The sequence below is a fragment of the Dickeya sp. NCPPB 3274 genome (assembly GCF_000406205.1).
Taxonomy (GTDB): domain Bacteria; phylum Pseudomonadota; class Gammaproteobacteria; order Enterobacterales; family Enterobacteriaceae; genus Dickeya; species Dickeya fangzhongdai.
In genome coordinates, this window is sequence record NZ_CM001979.1 from 3,754,855 (window position 1) to 3,770,397 (window position 15,543).

At 61.5% G+C, this 15,543-nt stretch carries 12 protein-coding genes; 7 read left to right on the plus strand and 5 right to left on the minus strand.

Annotated features, from left to right (window positions below; translation table 11 throughout):
- Nucleotides 1-105 precede the first annotated feature (105 nt).
- Nucleotides 106-1,386 (plus strand): glutamate-1-semialdehyde 2,1-aminomutase, encoded by a 1,281-nt coding sequence (gene hemL, locus DXX3274_RS16745; protein WP_042860749.1) that lies wholly within the window; start codon nt 106-108, stop codon nt 1,384-1,386.
- Nucleotides 1,387-1,441: 55 nt separating this feature from the next.
- On the opposite strand, the gene fhuB is transcribed toward hemL, so the two are convergent.
- The 5 genes from fhuB to hrpB all read right to left on the minus strand — a co-directional run bounded on the left by fhuB (nt 1,442) and on the right by hrpB (nt 10,457).
- Entirely contained in the window at nt 1,442-3,433 is a 1,992-nt protein-coding gene (fhuB, locus tag DXX3274_RS16750; RefSeq protein ID WP_071604034.1) for a Fe(3+)-hydroxamate ABC transporter permease FhuB, read from the minus strand.
- A 20-nt stretch (nt 3,434-3,453) separates the two neighbouring features.
- Nucleotides 3,454-4,365 (minus strand): Fe(3+)-hydroxamate ABC transporter substrate-binding protein FhuD, encoded by a 912-nt coding sequence (gene fhuD / locus DXX3274_RS16755; RefSeq protein WP_042860751.1) that lies wholly within the window; start codon nt 4,363-4,365, stop codon nt 3,454-3,456.
- Nucleotides 4,366-4,376: 11 nt separating this feature from the next.
- Nucleotides 4,377-5,174, minus strand: coding sequence for a Fe3+-hydroxamate ABC transporter ATP-binding protein FhuC (gene fhuC, locus DXX3274_RS16760; protein WP_042862182.1), 798 nt, complete (start codon nt 5,172-5,174; stop codon nt 4,377-4,379).
- A 235-nt stretch (nt 5,175-5,409) separates the two neighbouring features.
- Nucleotides 5,410-7,911 (minus strand): bifunctional glycosyl transferase/transpeptidase, encoded by a 2,502-nt coding sequence (mrcB, locus tag DXX3274_RS16765; protein WP_042860753.1) that lies wholly within the window; start codon nt 7,909-7,911, stop codon nt 5,410-5,412.
- Nucleotides 7,912-8,015: 104 nt separating this feature from the next.
- The gene (gene hrpB, locus DXX3274_RS16770) at nt 8,016-10,457 is read right to left on the minus strand and encodes an ATP-dependent helicase HrpB (protein WP_042860754.1); all 2,442 of its coding nucleotides are present in this window, start codon (nt 10,455-10,457) and stop codon (nt 8,016-8,018) included.
- A 213-nt stretch (nt 10,458-10,670) separates the two neighbouring features.
- On the opposite strand from hrpB, the gene thpR reads away from it, so the two are divergent.
- The 6 genes from thpR to folK all read left to right on the plus strand — a co-directional run bounded on the left by thpR (nt 10,671) and on the right by folK (nt 15,521).
- Entirely contained in the window at nt 10,671-11,204 is a 534-nt protein-coding gene (thpR, locus tag DXX3274_RS16775) for an RNA 2',3'-cyclic phosphodiesterase (protein ID WP_038666628.1), read from the plus strand.
- 12 nt (nt 11,205-11,216) lie between these two features.
- The gene (sfsA, locus tag DXX3274_RS16780; RefSeq protein ID WP_038919914.1) at nt 11,217-11,918 is read left to right on the plus strand and encodes a DNA/RNA nuclease SfsA; all 702 of its coding nucleotides are present in this window, start codon (nt 11,217-11,219) and stop codon (nt 11,916-11,918) included.
- Nucleotides 11,919-12,107: 189 nt separating this feature from the next.
- Nucleotides 12,108-12,563, plus strand: coding sequence for an RNA polymerase-binding protein DksA (dksA, locus tag DXX3274_RS16785; protein ID WP_012768782.1), 456 nt, complete (start codon nt 12,108-12,110; stop codon nt 12,561-12,563).
- A gap of 92 nt (nt 12,564-12,655) precedes the next feature.
- On the plus strand, nt 12,656-13,564 hold the full coding sequence (gene gluQRS / locus DXX3274_RS16790) for a tRNA glutamyl-Q(34) synthetase GluQRS (RefSeq protein ID WP_042860755.1): 909 nt from the start codon (nt 12,656-12,658) through the stop codon (nt 13,562-13,564).
- Between the two features lie 68 nt (nt 13,565-13,632).
- Complete coding sequence (gene pcnB / locus DXX3274_RS16795; protein ID WP_071603977.1) at nt 13,633-15,036, plus strand: polynucleotide adenylyltransferase PcnB; 1,404 nt, start codon at nt 13,633-13,635, stop codon at nt 15,034-15,036.
- On the plus strand, nt 15,033-15,521 hold the full coding sequence (gene folK / locus DXX3274_RS16800; RefSeq protein ID WP_042860757.1) for a 2-amino-4-hydroxy-6-hydroxymethyldihydropteridine diphosphokinase: 489 nt from the start codon (nt 15,033-15,035) through the stop codon (nt 15,519-15,521). The genes pcnB and folK overlap by 4 nt, the downstream gene beginning before the upstream one ends.
- Nucleotides 15,522-15,543: the final 22 nt, after the last annotated feature.

The window sequence follows — 15,543 nt, forward strand, 5'->3', positions numbered from 1 at the left end:
GAATCCCGGCCGCGGCGGCCTAAAATGTGTCTGACGATTTCATAACGTGGGTCAGATCATTAGAATGGACGCCACTCGCTATGCAAATCCAATCAGGAAGCCGCAATGAATAAATCTGAAAGTCTGTATGCCGCCGCCCGTCAACTGATTCCCGGGGGAGTCAACTCGCCGGTGCGCGCATTTAACGGCGTAGGCGGCGTGCCGCTGTTCATCGAACGGGCGGAAGGCGCCAGACTCTACGACGCGGATGGCAAATCTTATATCGATTACGTGGGATCCTGGGGGCCGATGATTCTGGGCCACAATCATCCCGCCATTCGTCAGGCGGTGATCGAGGCGGCTGAGCGCGGCCTGAGCTTTGGCGCGCCCACCGAGATGGAAGTCAATATGGCGCGGCTGGTCACCTCGCTGGTGCCGGGCATGGAGATGGTGCGTATGGTTAACTCCGGCACCGAAGCCACCATGAGCGCCATCCGTCTGGCGCGCGGCTTCACCGGCCGCGACAAAATCATCAAATTCGAAGGCTGCTATCACGGCCACGCCGACTGCCTGCTGGTGAAAGCGGGTTCCGGCGCGCTGACGCTGGGGCAACCCAATTCTCCCGGCGTACCGGCCGATTTCGCCCGCCATACCCTGACCTGTACCTACAACGATCTGGCCTCGGTACGCGCTGCGTTCGAACAATACCCGCAGGACATCGCCGCGATTATCGTTGAACCGGTGGCCGGCAACATGAACTGCATTCCGCCGCTGCCGGATTTCCTGCCGGGGCTGCGTGCGCTGTGCGATGAGTTCGGCGCGCTGCTGATCATCGATGAGGTGATGACCGGCTTTCGCGTGGCGTTGGGCGGCGCGCAGGCGCACTACGGCGTGCGTCCTGACCTCACCTGTCTCGGCAAGATTATCGGCGGCGGTATGCCGGTGGGCGCGTTTGGCGGCCGCCGCGACGTCATGGAAGCGCTGGCGCCGACCGGTCCGGTGTATCAGGCGGGTACGCTGTCCGGCAACCCGATTGCTATGGCCGCCGGTTTCGCCTGCCTGAGCGAAGTCGCTAAGCCCGGCGTCCACCAGAAACTGACCGAACTGACCACTCAACTGGCGGACGGCCTGCTGGCGGCGGCGAAAACGCAGCAGATCCCGCTGGTGGTGAACCACGTCGGCGCGATGTTCGGGATTTTCTTTACCGATGCCGCTCGGGTGACCTGCTATCAGGACGTGGTGAAGTGTGACGTGGAACGGTTCAAACGTTTCTTCCACCTGATGCTGGAAGAAGGGGTCTATCTGGCGCCGTCGGCGTTCGAAGCGGGGTTCATGTCGCTGGCGCACAGTCAGCAGGATATTGAGCACACCGTTGACGCCGCCCGTCGCTGCTTCGCCAAACTGTAAGCTCTCTCCCTGTGCCGGTGGGACCACCTTGCCCCACCGGCTATTCCTCCCCGCTTTACCGCGCCTGACGCCGCAGTAGCCAGATAAAATAGGGCGCGCCAATGAAGGTCGCCAGTAAACCGGCAGGAATCTGATTCGGAAACAGCAGCATCCGGCCGCACCAGTCGGCCAGCACCATTAAACCACCGCCGATCAGCGCCGAGCAGGCCAGCTGCGGGATCACGCGATTGAACCCCAGCATGCGCGCCATGTGCGGCGCCATCAGCCCGACAAAGCTCATCGGTCCCACCGTCATGGTCGCCACCGCCGTCAATATCGCGGCCAGCAGCAGGATCAGCAAACGCACCGGCGTCACCGCTACCCCCAGCGACCGGGTCGTGGTCACGCCCAACGGCAGCATGCGCAGCCAGCGCTGACACAGCGGCACCACCAGCAACGCCAGCAGCGCCACCGCCGCGGACATCATCGCCTGCGCGCCGGTCACCTGATAGGTCGAGCCGGACAGCCAGGTCAGCAGGCTTCCGCCGCGGGGATCGCCGCTGGCCAGCAACAGGCTGATTAACGTGGTAAACGCGGTACCCAGCGCAATCCCTACCAGCAGCATGCGTTGCGTCGAAAAACCGCCGCGCCCGGCCACCATCATGATCAGCAGCAGCGTGACCGCCGCCCCGAACGTACCGGCCGGCAGCATCCAGTCCGTGACGTTGCCCGTTACCAGAAACAGCAACGCCACCACACCAAACGCCGCGCCGGCGCTGATCCCCAGCACTTCCGGACTGCCCATCGGGTTACCGGTTAAACGCTGAATCAGGCTGCCGGCCATCGCCAGCATCACCCCCGCGGTCAGCGCCGCCGTCACCCGCGGCCAGCGCCAGGGCAACAGCGCCGATAACTCCTGGCCGCTCGCCCAGTACCAACCGGCGGGTTCGCGCCCCAGAGACAGCGCCACCGCGACCACCGTCAGCAGCAAAACCAGCCCCGCCAGCCACCATCCGCCCCAGTTGGCGCGTTCGGTCAGCGCTTTCTGCCCGTCTTGCAGCACCGGCGGCGCGGTAGAGCGCAAACGCGGCAGCAGCCACAACAATAATGGCGCGCCAATCAACGCAGTGGCGGCGCCGGTCGGCACCTCGCGCCAGACGCCCGCCAGCCACAGTAAGATCTGATCGGTCAGTGTCAGCAGCAACGCGCCCAATAACGGCGACAGCCACAGGCGTTGCCCCAATCGGCGCGCGCCCAGCATTTTCGCCATCAGCGGTGCAAACAGGCCGATAAACCCGATGATACCGGCAACGTTGACCCACTGCGCGCTGAGGAAAATCGCCAGCAGCAATGTGCCGACGCGGGCGACTGACAGGCTCAGCCCCAGATTGCGGGCGACGCCGTCATCCAGCCCCAGCAAAGTCAGCGGGCGCGCCAGCAATAGCGTCAACACGACACCGGCAACCAGCACCGGCAGCACCCGCATTACGCTCTGCCAGTCTTGCTGATTGAGCGAACCGCTGCTCCACAGAAACAGGTTGGTCAACTGCTCGTAGTGAAACAGCGCCAGCAGTTGAGTGACGGCGCTGCAATACAAACTCAGCACCAGCCCGGCCAGAATCAACGTGACCGGCGACAGGCGCTTGCCCCAGGCTACGCCAAACACCAGCGCGCCCACCAGCAACGCGCCCGCCATCGCCGCCAGTTGCGACGTCAACCAGCCGCCGGGCAATGCCCACAGCGTCGCCGCCGTCAGCCCCAACTGCGCGCCGCTCGCCACTCCTAGCGTTGACGGCTCGGCCAGCGGATTGCGCAATACCTGCTGAAACAGCACGCCCACCAGCCCCAGCCCGGCGCCGATCAGCAACGCCAGCGCCAGGCGCGGCAGCAGGCTGTAATGGAACAGCAACTGACGCAGGTCGGCGACGTCGGGCGACAGCGCGCCCTGCCGCCATAGCGCCAGCGGCAACTGCTGACGCAGATTATAGAACGCCATCAGGGTAACCAGCAGCGACAGCACCGCCACTACCCCCGCCAGCAAACCGGACGTCGACGCACGCGTTGGCATATTCACGGCCTTCTCCACGGTCATGTCAGCCGCTCCATCGCCTCGTCCAGCAGCCGACAGAAACGCATCGCCGACAGGGTGGCGCCATACAACCAGACAGCCTCGGTACGCTGCCATCGCTGGTCACGAACAAACGGCAGCGACTGCCAGACAGGATTAGCGCTGACCCGCGACATCAACCCCTCGTTGCCATGTTCGAAGCAAATGGCATTGGCATGACCGACTGACGCCAGTTGTTCCATGCCAATCACCGTACTGCCCCAGAAATTGGTGCTGCCCTGCCAGGCGTTTTCAATGCCAAGCTGATCCAGTACGTCCTGAAACAGGCTGTTTTTTCCTACCACCAGCACATGACGCTCATCCAGCACCGAAAACAGCAACAGCGGACGGCGGGTATAGGGCTGTAATCTGACGCGGGCTTCCGCCATAAACTGATCAAACGCCGTCAGATGACGTTCAGCGGCGGCGTTCATCTCCAGGCGTTCCGCCAGCGTCGTCAGCGACTGTCTTGCGACCTGCAACGGCTTGCCGTTGCCGTCGCTAAACGCAAAGCCCAGTGACGGCGCAATGCGCTCAAGCTGTTCCGCCGCCGGGCCATACCCCGACGAATAAAGCAGCAGCGAAGGGTTGAGCCGCGCCAGCAGTTCGAGGTTGGGTTCGGTGCGCAGGCCGACATCCACGACGCTGGCCGGCAACGCCGGCGCTTGCACCCACAGACGGTAGTTGTGGATATCCGCCACGCCCATAGGCATGACGTCCAGCGCCATCAATAATTCTACCGGCAGCCATTCCAGCGCCACGATGCGCTGGCTATCCACCGCGGCCGCGCGAGTATCAAAAGGAGAAAACCACGGGGCAACCAGCATCGCCGCCAGCAGACGGCGCCGGAGCGCATCCGGTTTGTTCGGGTTACCCATCATCTTGTTCAGCATACGACACTCATTCAACACACAAAACTGACCGGCGTCCCTTCGACCGGATGGGGCAATACCCCCATCGGGATACCGTAAATAGCCTGCAGCACTTCCGCCTGCATCAGCGATTGCGGCGTTCCCTGCGCCACCACCCGACCCTGACGCAGCGCCACCAGCTCGTCGCAGTAACGCGCCGCCATGTTGATGTCGTGCAACACGGCAATCACCGTGAGACCGCGTTGCTGGCTCATCCGCCGGATCAGCGACAGCACCTCCACCTGATGAGCGATATCCAGCGCCGATGTCGGTTCGTCCAGCAGCAGACAGCGGCTGTCCTGCGCCACGGTCATCGCCAGCCAGGCGCGTTGCCGCTCGCCGCCGGACAGGCTGTCCACCAGTCGGTGGGCAAAGGGCGACAGCCCCACCAGTTCAATGGCGTCATCCACTTTCTGCTGGTCGGCCGCTGCAAAACGCCCCAGCGCGCCGTGCCACGGGTAGCGGCCAACCGCCACCAGTTCGCGCACCGTCATGCCGTCGGCGGCGGGCAATTGCTGCGGCAGGTAGGCGACCTGACGGGCGAACGCCTTACCACCCCACTCCAGCAGCGGTTTTTCCGCCAGCCACGCCGAACCGCCGGAAGGCGCCTGATGGCGTCCCAGCATTTTCAACAGGGTGGATTTGCCGGACCCGTTATGACCGAGCAAGCCGCAGACTTTTCCCGCTGGAAAAGTCAGTGTCAGCGGATACAGCAGTACCCGATCAGCCACGGAAAAGCTGACCTCGTTCAGCCGGAAGGTGATCTCCGGCGGCATCATAGCTTTTTGCATCATGAGTTCGTGCGTTGAAGGTATTCGGTTCGTCCGCCAGTTATCACGGCGGGCGAATATGAAAACGATAATGATTCTTATAAAGATTGAATGATAGGCGTAAGCCGAGGCTATCCGCAACCGATTTAGACGCAGGCGAATGAAATACGGGTGCCGGGAAAATAGCGGAGGAAGGAAGGAAGGAAAAAAGCACGCCCGGCGAACCGGGCGTGGGTATTGACATGTCGGCAGGCGTTTACTGCCCGAACATCTGCTTAATCCAGTCGGGAACGCTGCCGCCTTCCTGCTGATTTTGTTGTGGCTGACCGTTCGGCGAATTGGCCGGCTGCTGCACCGCTTGCTGGCTGGCCTGGCACAACGCCTGCGGGTTATCCGTCCACACCGGCAATGCCCGACCGGCGCTGCCGTTACAGATAAAGTTGCCGCTGCCGTCCATCGTCATGGTGGTAATGCCTTCCGGCGGCGTCAGCATCAGCGGCAACGGCGTCTGGTTTTCCAGATAGCGACGATAAATAGTCAGCGCGCCGTTGGCGCCGGTCAGTTTCGCCGGGCCATTGTTGTCGCGTCCAACCCAGGTGATCACCACTTCCTTGCCGTCGACGCCGGCAAACCAGCTGTCGCGCAGGTCGTTGGTGGTACCGGTTTTCCCCGCCAGGTGGTAATTACCGAATTTCACCATCAGCGAACGCGAGGTGCCGCGCTCCACCACCTGTTGCATACCGTACAGCGTCAGGTAGGCGGCCTGTGACGGCACGGCCCGTTCAGCCTGCGGGAAGCTCTGATACAGCACCTTGCCGTCTTCGGCGATCACCGAACGCAGCGCAGAGAGCGACGCGCGGTTACCGCCGCTGGCGATAGTCTGGTATTCCTGCGCTACTTCCATCGGCGTCAGGCTGATGGCGCCGAGCAGCATCGCCGGCACCGCCTGAATCTGGTTCTGCGGGATCCCCAGCTTCTGCAATGTATCGCTGACCTGATCCAGCCCGACCGCCATCCCCAGATTGACCGTCGGCACGTTGAGCGAATTCGCCAGCGCGTCCACCAGCATCACCCGACCGCGGAATTCGCGATCGTAGTTTTTCGGTTCCCAGATCGTACCGTTCGGCTGTTTGAGCGAAATCGGCTCATCCGCCAGAATGGTATTGAGGCGGTAGCGATCCGGCATACTGAGCGCCGTCAGGTAAGTAGGCGGTTTCGCCAGCGAACCGACCGAACGGCGCGCCTGCATGGCGCGGTTGAAACCGGCGAACTGCGCGTCGGAACCGCCCACCATCGCGCGAATCTCGCCGCTAAAGCGATCGACAATCACCATCGCCGATTCCAGATCCTTGACGCCGCGCGCCGCGCGCAGCGCCGGAATGCCGTCTTCCACCGCTTTTTCCGCCGCATCCTGCGACACCGGATCCAGCGTAGTGAAGATTTTCACCCCGGACAGATCGTTCGCCTTGTCGCCCAGCCGCTGTTGCAACTCCTGCCGCACCATCTGCATGAACGCCGGCTGCGGGCTGATCACCCCGCCTTTCGGCTGAACGCCCAGCGGACGGGCGCTCAACATGTTGTAAAGATCTTCGTCGATGACCTGCTGGTTCTGCAGCAGTTTCAGCACCAGGTTACGACGCTCCAGCGTCACCTGCGGGTTGCGCCACGGGTTATAGAGCGACGCCCCTTTCACCATCCCCACCAGCATCGCCTGCTGGTCGAGGCTCAGCTCGTTTACCGGCCGCCCGAAATAGTAAAGGCTGGCCAGCGGAAAACCGCGGATCTGATCGTTGCCGCTCTGACCGAGGTACACCTCGTTCAGATACAGCTCCAGAATACGATCCTTGCTGTAACGGTAATCCATGATCAACGCCATGTAGGCTTCGTTGGCTTTGCGCCATAGCGAGCGTTCGTTGGTCAGGAACAGGTTTTTCACCAGCTGCTGGGTTAGCGTACTGCCGCCCTGCACCGCCCGGCCCGCCGTCAGGTTGGCGATCAGCGCACGGCCGATGGAGTAGAAACTGATGCCGTCATGCTCGTAGAAATGGCGGTCTTCGGTGGCGATCAACGTTTGCACCAGCAGGTCGGGGAAACCGGAACGCTGCACAAACAGTCGCTGTTCGCCGTTCGGCGACTGCAACATGGTGATCAGTTTCGGGTCGAGCCGGAAGAAACCGAAATTGCGCTGATTATCCATGTTCTGGATCTGCGACAGCCGGTCGCTGCTGAAGATCATTTTGGCGTGGATTTGGCCTTCCTTGCCGTCCGGAAAGTCAAAAGGACGACGCTGGATTTCGATGCTGTTGGCCTGCACCGTGAATTCGCCCGGCCGGGTAATGCGGCTGACCTCGCGGTATTGCATCCCTTCCAGCAGATTGACCATCTCTTTCTTGCTGTAGGCCATGCCCGGCTCAAGGTTGACCATGCGGCCATACACCGCCGCCGGCAGTTGCCACACTTTGCCGTCGATACGACTGCGAATTTCTCCGTCGAGGTAAACGCCATAAATCGACATCACCACCACGAAAATCAGGAATAGCCGGATCAGCAACCCCAGCCAGCGGCGTTTTTTACGCGGCCGCTTGCTCATGACTTCTTCCTCGTCATCCTCATCGTCGTCATAGTCTTCTTCGTACTCTTCTTCATAATCGTCGTCGTAGTCATCATCCCTGCGACGGCGCGTCGCTTGCCTGCGAGGGGGAGTTTGTCGTGACGCACTACGTTTGCGCCCGATAGGTTCGCGGTCATCCCGAGACATTACAGTGACATCTCCATCAGGTTACTGACGACCGTCGGATTACCCGCCGTGGCCGTCTACTCTGTGTCTCCCACGCTGCGCAAGGAAGGGGGAAACATCTGAAATTAGGTATTCTGGTATTTTCTGGTGCGCCGGGTCGGCACCGTATTCGCCGGATCATCCGGCCAGACATGCTTGGGATAGCGCCCTTTCATTTCTTTCTGCACTTCCCGGTAGGCGCCGTTCCAGAACGCCGCCAGATCACGGGTGATCTGCAACGGCCGCATCGCCGGAGACAGCAGTTCCAGCACCAGCGCCACTCGACCTTCAGCCAGCAACGGGCTGCTCTGCTCGCCGAACATCTCCTGCAGCCGCACCGCCAGCACCGGCGGCTGGTCGGCATCATAACGGATCGACAAGCGGCTGCCGCCGGGCACAGTGTAATGGCTGGGCAGCGCACTATCCAGCCGCTGGCGCTGCGACCAGTCGAGCAAACGCCACAGCGCGTCGCTCAGGTTGATCTGATTAAGCGTGCGACGATCCCGCACGCCGTTGAGCGACGGCAGCAACCATAGCTCCAGCGACGCCAGCAGGTCGGCGTCATCCACCGCCGGCCACGCCACCTCCGGCAACCACTGCCGGGCGCACAGCAACCGCTGGCGCAACTGCAACGCCGGTTCGTCCCAGTTCAATACCGACAGCCCCTGCTCACGCAGCCAGTTAAGCATCGCCTGCTGCAACGCCTCGTCCGACGGTTTGGCTAATGGCCGGGACGACAGCGTCAGGCTGCCGATCTGCGTTCGCAAGCTGGCGCGCAGGGTACCTTTTTCTTCGTCCCAGTGCATCAGATTCTGCTCTGTCACCAGTTCCGGCCGCTGCCGCGCCAGTTGGTCGATATCAATCGGCAGCGCCAGTAAAATACGGGCGTCGGCGCTGTGCGGGCTTTGCATGAGAGCCGGGGCCAGCAGCCATTCCGACGCCGCCAGCGCCTCTTCCGGCGGCAGACTGGCTCCGGATCCGTTCGCCAGTTGATAACGCCCATCCTGACCACGCCGCCGGGCGATGCGATCCGCGAAGCCCGCCGACAACAACCCTGCGGCCAGACTTTCATTCACCTTGCCCGATGTCTTGCCGGCACGGCGCGCCAGCTGTTGCGCCCGACGCTGCCAGTGGCCGGCGGGACGATGCAGGGCGTCGGACAGATTCGGCGACCCGGCGCGCGGCGGCTCTTCGATGATCGCCGCCAGCAACGCCGCCGTCGCCAGCGCATCCGCATCCTGCCCGGCGGCATGCAACATCGCCGCCAGTCGCGGATCGCTGCCCAGCGCCGCCATCTTGCGCCCGTCCGCCGTCAGCCGTTGCTGCGCATCGCGCATACCCAGTTGCGTCAGCAAACGGTCCGCCGCCAGCAGCGCGGGTTGAGGCGGCGTATCCAGCCAACAGAGCTGCGCGACGTCGTTGCAGCCCCATTGCAGCAGGTCCAGCCGCACCCCGGACAGATCGCTGTGCAGAATTTCCGGCTCGCTTTGCGCCGCAGCGCGTTCAGCCTGCTCGCGGGCGAACAGATGCCAGCACACGCCCGGCTCCAGTCGCCCGGCGCGTCCGGCGCGCTGCACCATCGATGCCTGGCTGATACGCTGCGTCGTCAGGCGAGTCAGCCCGGTTTTGACATCAAACAGCGCCACCCGCTCCAGACCACAATCCACCACCACCCGAATACCTTCGATGGTCAGACTGGTTTCCGCGATGTTGGTCGCCAGCACTATTTTGCGCCGCCCGGCGACAGCCGGCAGAATCGCTTTCTGTTGTTCCGCCAGCGTCAGAGCGCCGTACAACGGGCAGATATCCACCTCCGCCGGCACCGCATTTTCCAGTAGCGTCTGCAACCGTTTGATTTCCGCCACGCCCGGTAAAAATACCAGCAACGAGCCGGTTTCGTCCTGCAACAGACGGTAAACGAGCCGGGCCGTCGCCTCCTCCAGCCGCTCCTGCGAGCCAACCGGCTGGTAATGCCGTTCCACCGGCCAGGAGCGCCCTTGCGACGACACGCTGAGCGATTGCGGTAATAAAGAAGAGAGCCGGGAATTATCCAGCGTAGCGGACATGATCAGTAGCTTGAGGTCATCGCGCAGCCCCTGCTGGACATCCAGCAGCAGCGCCAGCGCCAGATCGGCCTGCAAACTGCGTTCGTGAAATTCGTCCAGCATTACCAGCGAAACGCCATCCAGCGCCGGATCATGCTGCAGCATCCGGGTCAGAATGCCTTCCGTCACCACTTCCAGCCGGGTCTGGCTGCTAACCCGGCTTTCCGAACGCATACGGTAACCGACGGTCTGCCCCGGCGTTTCCCCCAGCCACTCCGCCAGCCGGAAAGCCACGCTTTTAGCCGCCAGCCGACGCGGTTCCAGCATAATAATGCGACCGGGAAGCCCGCCCTGCTGCAACAGTTGCAACGGCAACCAGGTGGACTTTCCGGCGCCGGTCGGGGCATGCAGCAACACCTGCGGCGCGGTATGCAACGCCTGGATGACCTCATCCAGTACGGCGCTGACGGGGGGTAGACTCACACAACTCTCCGTAATCATGGCTGAATCCGGCGGCACAGCAATACAGCACAATAACTGCACAACACTAGCCGGACGTTATCGAAAGACATTAATTCAATAAATAGAAAAGCGGCGCGCCGGCCGGCGTCTGAGCACGGCGAATAGCGGAACGCAACCTTAACTTTATCCGGCGGGCATTGTAGCATCGGAACCCCGCAGAACGGAGAGATTGCCATGACCCCGACCCGCCGCCTGTTTTTTGCCTTGTCGTTGCCGGACGCGATCGGCCAGCAGATCGTACACTGGCGCGCCGCGCAATTCGCCCCCGAGGCCGGGCGCCCGGTGGCCGCGGCCAATCTGCACCTGACACTGGCCTTCCTCGGCGAGGTCAGCGACGCCAAAATGCAGGTTTTGCAGACGCTGGCCGGCCGTATCCGCCAGCCGGCGTTTACCCTGACTCTGAACGACGCCGGCCACTGGCCCCGACCTGGCGTGGTGTGGCTCGGTTGTCGTCAGGCGCCGCGAGGATTGCTGCAACTGGCGGATATGTTACGCTCGCAGGCGGCGCGTAACGGTTGTTATCAACCCCCTCAGCCGTTTCATCCGCATATCACGCTGCTGCGCGGCGCCACCCGCCCGGTGCCGGTGCCGGCCGCCACGTTCGGCTGGACGGTGCCGGTCGAGCGTTTTTTTCTGTACGAATCGCGCGCCGACGCGGGGCGAACCCATTATCACCCCATCGCCCACTGGCCGCTGCTGACTTCCTGAGAGACATCATTCATGCAATTTTCCCCACGCCTGCAACCCGCCACGCTGCTCAAACGTTACAAACGATTTCTGGCGGATGTGGTGACTCCCGACGGAAAAACCCTGACGCTGCACTGCCCTAATACCGGCGCGATGACCGGCTGCGGCGCGCCGGGCGATACCGTCTGGTACTCCACCTCGGATAACCCGAAACGCAAGTACCCCCATACCTGGGAACTGACGCAAACCACGCAGGGACACTGGATTGGCGTAAATACCCTGCGCGCCAATCAGTTGGTGCTTGAGGCGCTGCACGCAGGCCGGCTGGCCGATTTCACAGGTTACACCACTATCCGCGCCGAAGTGCGCTATGGTTCGGAAAACAGCAGGATAGACGTGTTATTGCAGGCAGAGGATCGAGCGGACTGCTATATTGAAGTTAAATCAGTCACATTATTGCAACACGGATGTGGTTACTTTCCCGATGCGGTAACGCTCAGAGGGCAAAAGCATCTGCGGGAACTGCAACAGGTGGCGGCGCAGGGTCGTCGTGCCGTATTGTGCTTCGCCGCGCTGCACTCCGGTATCGACCGGATTTCGCCGGCGCAACACATTGACCGACATTACGCCGAATTATTACAACTATCCCGGCAGCAGGGGGTTGAAATTCTGTGTTACGGTGCCCATATCACCCCTGATGGCATGACGCTGGGGCAATTGTTACCGTTTCAATAACGTGACGACAGCGAGCTAATTCTGCCGCACGTTATGTATTATCTGATGGGATTATGCCGTTTCTCACACTTTGTCAGGCCGGTGTCGGGAATCATTGCCAACCTAACTTCCATCTGTTATTTATAGCGGCCTGTTTTTCCCCCCTGGGGGAGTCGATACTGCGTGTCGTGTTTATGTAGGAGAAGCAACATGCAAGAAGGGCAAAACCGTAAGACATCCTCTCTGAGCATTCTCGCGATTGCCGGAGTGGAGCCATACCAGGAGAAGCCGGGCGAAGAATACATGAACGACGCTCAGCTGGCTCATTTCAGGCGTATTCTTGAAGCATGGCGCAATCAACTCAGGGACGAAGTAGATCGAACCGTATCGCACATGCAGGATGAAGCCGCTAACTTCCCGGATCCGGTAGACCGTGCCGCGCAGGAAGAAGAATTCAGCCTTGAACTGCGCAACCGCGATCGCGAGCGTAAGCTGATCAAGAAGATTGCCAAAACACTGCAGAAAATCGAAGACGAGGACTTTGGCTATTGCGAGTCCTGCGGCGTGGAAATCGGTATCCGTCGTCTGGAAGCCCGCCCCACCGCCGATCTGTGCATTGACTGCAAAACATTGGCCGAAATCCGCGAAAAGCAGATGGCCGGATGATATCAGCCCGGCGGGAGAGCAAACGCCCTACCGCCGGGTTTTCGCTTCTTATGACCAGTCAGCATCACCTTCAACCGGCATGATATCGCCGTATGCCTGAATCACGCCCTTACGTCGGACGCTTTGCGCCTTCTCCGTCTGGCGATCTCCACTTTGGTTCCCTGATTGCCGCGTTGGGCAGCTACCTGCAGGCCCGCGCCTGCCACGGACGCTGGCTGGTGCGTATCGAGGATATCGATCCGCCGCGCGAAGTGCCCGGCGCCGCCGCACGCATTCTCCGCCAACTGGAACAGTATGGCCTGCTCTGGGACGGCGACGTGGTGTACCAGTCCCGCCGCCACGATCTTTACCGCGCGGTGCTGGCCGACCTGCAGCGTCAGGGGAAATGCTACTACTGTACTTGTACCCGACAACGCATCCAGCAGATTGGCGGCCACTATGACGGTCACTGCCGCGATCGCGGTCTGCCGTCGAACCAGGCGGCGTTGCGCCTGCGCCAGAGCCAGCCGGTTCTCAGCTTTCACGATCGCTTGCGCGGGCAGATTGATGCCGACCCGATGCTGGCGCGAGAAGACTTTATTATCCATCGCCGCGATGGTCTGTTTGCCTACAATCTGGCAGTCGTGGTCGACGACCACGATCAGGGCGTTACCGAAATTGTACGCGGCGCGGATCTGATCGAACCGACGGTGCGCCAGTTATCGCTGTACCACCAGTTGGATTATCCGGCTCCGACCTACGTGCATCTGCCGCTGGCGCTCAATGGCGACGGCAATAAGCTCTCCAAGCAGAACCACGCTCCGGCGCTGCCGGATGGCGATCCGCGGGCCGTGCTGGCACAGGCGCTGGCCTTTTTGCGCCAGCCATTGCCTGCGCACTGGCGGGACCTCGATCGGGACGCATTGCTCGCGTGGGCCATCGCGCACTGGTCGTTGGCTACGGTCCCCGTCGAAGCCGCTCTTACATCGCCGGAAATAACATCAGCATTCTCAAAGGGCTGAGGGTGAGCTATGATTAGCCGCTATTTTTTGTTGTGCCGTTAATTTTCCAATGATTATCGAGGTGTATTATCTTTACCCGGGTAGCTAATTTTTGCCGCAAGGTACTGAATCGTGAGAATGAGCCCGCCAGGGCGGACAATCCGCCGCAGGCGATGACGGTCGTTCCCCGTGACCAGCACGCCATTTCACGTAGCGACATTAGTGAGAATGCGCTGAAAGTACTGTATCGCCTGAGCAAAGCGGGCTATGAGGCTTATCTGGTGGGCGGCGGCGTCCGCGATCTGCTGTTGGGCAAAAAACCCAAAGACTTCGATATCACCACCAACGCCACCCCGGAACAGGTCCGCAAGTTGTTCCGCAACTGCCGGCTGGTGGGCCGCCGTTTCCGTCTGGCGCATGTGATGTTCGGCCCCGAAGTCATTGAAGTCGCGACATTCCGCGGCCACCACGAACAGCATCAGGAACAGGAAACGAAAAACGCCGCCCAGCAAGGCCACAACGGTATGCTGCTGCGCGACAACATTTTCGGCACCATCGAGGAAGACGCCCAGCGGCGCGACTTCTCCATCAACAGCCTCTATTACAGCATCGCCGACTTCACCGTTCGTGACTACACCAACGGCCTGAACGACCTGCGTCAGGGGTTGATTCGCCTGATTGGCGAACCGGAAACCCGCTACCGCGAAGACCCGGTGCGCATGCTGCGCGCCGTGCGATTCGCCGCCAAACTCAGTATGCGCATCAGCCCGGAAACCGCCGAGCCGATTCCCCGTCTGGCCTCGCTGCTGCACGATATTCCGCCGGCGCGGCTGTTTGAAGAATCCCTGAAACTGTTGCAGGCGGGCTACGGCTATCCGACCTATCAGTTACTATGCGAATACCAGCTGTTTCAGCCGCTGTTTCCGCTGATCAGTCGTTATTTCACCGCTAACGGCGAAAGTACGATGGAGCGGATGATCGTGCAGGTGCTGAAAAACACCGATCAACGCATCCAGAACGACATGCGCGTCAACCCGGCGTTTCTGTTTTCCGCCATGCTGTGGTACCCGCTGGTGGAACACGCCCAGAAACTGACGCAGGAGAGCGGGCTGGCCTACTTCGAGGCGTTCGCCTTAGCCATGAACGACGTACTGGACGAACAGTGCCGCTCGCTGGCGATCCCCAAACGCATTACCTCGCTTGTCCGCGATATCTGGCAATTGCAGTTGCGTCTGTCGCGCCGTCAGGGCAAACGCGCCTTCAAGCTGATGGAACACCCGAAATTCCGCGCCGCGTATGACCTGCTCTGCCTGCGTGCGGAAATCGAAAACCATCAGGAGCTACAGCGCCTGGCGCAGTGGTGGGGAGAGTTTCAGGTCGCCGCGCCGCCGCGTCAGCAGGTGATGTTAAACACGCTGGATGACGGCCCGACGCCGCATCGCCGCTCTCGTCGCCCGCGCAAGCGCCCTGCCCGCCGGGACAACGCCCGGTGATCCGGGTTTATCTGGCGCTGGGCAGCAATCTGTCCGAGCCATTGCAACAGGCGCGCGCGGCGCTAACCGCGCTGGACGCCATTCCGCACACCCGACTGGCGCGCTGTTCGTCATTTTATCGCAGCCGCCCGCTCGGCCCGCAGGATCAACCTGATTATCTCAATGCGGTCGCCGAGTTACAGACCGCGTTGCCGCCGGAAACGCTACTGGACCATACCCAGCGCATTGAGCAGGAACAAGGACGAGTACGTAAGGATCACCGCTGGGGACCGCGTACTCTTGACCTCGATATTCTGCTGTTTGGCGACCTGACGCTGCATACCGAACGGCTCACGGTACCGCACTATGACATGAAAAACCGTGAGTTCATGCTCTACCCGCTGGCTGAACTGGCGCCGGAACTGGTGTTTCCCGATGGAGAAGCGCTGGCGACGCGGTTACAACAGGTGCCCCGCAACGGCCTGACCCTGTGGGCCGACCAATAACCATCCCGCCATTCTCCTGCTG

Excerpts from the sequence above, each read along its gene's own strand:
- fhuB (WP_071604034.1), bottom strand. The coding sequence starts at position 3,433 with ATGCCAACGCGTGCGTCGACGTCCGGTTTGCTGGCGGGGGTAGTGGCG.
- sfsA (WP_038919914.1), top strand. The coding sequence starts at position 11,217 with ATGCAATTTTCCCCACGCCTGCAACCCGCCACGCTGCTCAAACGTTAC.
- gluQRS (WP_042860755.1), top strand. The coding sequence starts at position 12,656 with ATGCCTGAATCACGCCCTTACGTCGGACGCTTTGCGCCTTCTCCGTCT.
- fhuC (WP_042862182.1), bottom strand. The coding sequence starts at position 5,174 with ATGCAAAAAGCTATGATGCCGCCGGAGATCACCTTCCGGCTGAACGAG.
- thpR (WP_038666628.1), top strand. The coding sequence starts at position 10,671 with ATGACCCCGACCCGCCGCCTGTTTTTTGCCTTGTCGTTGCCGGACGCG.
- hemL (WP_042860749.1), top strand. The coding sequence starts at position 106 with ATGAATAAATCTGAAAGTCTGTATGCCGCCGCCCGTCAACTGATTCCC.
- fhuD (WP_042860751.1), bottom strand. The coding sequence starts at position 4,365 with ATGCTGAACAAGATGATGGGTAACCCGAACAAACCGGATGCGCTCCGG.
- dksA (WP_012768782.1), top strand. The coding sequence starts at position 12,108 with ATGCAAGAAGGGCAAAACCGTAAGACATCCTCTCTGAGCATTCTCGCG.
- mrcB (WP_042860753.1), bottom strand. The coding sequence starts at position 7,911 with ATGTCTCGGGATGACCGCGAACCTATCGGGCGCAAACGTAGTGCGTCA.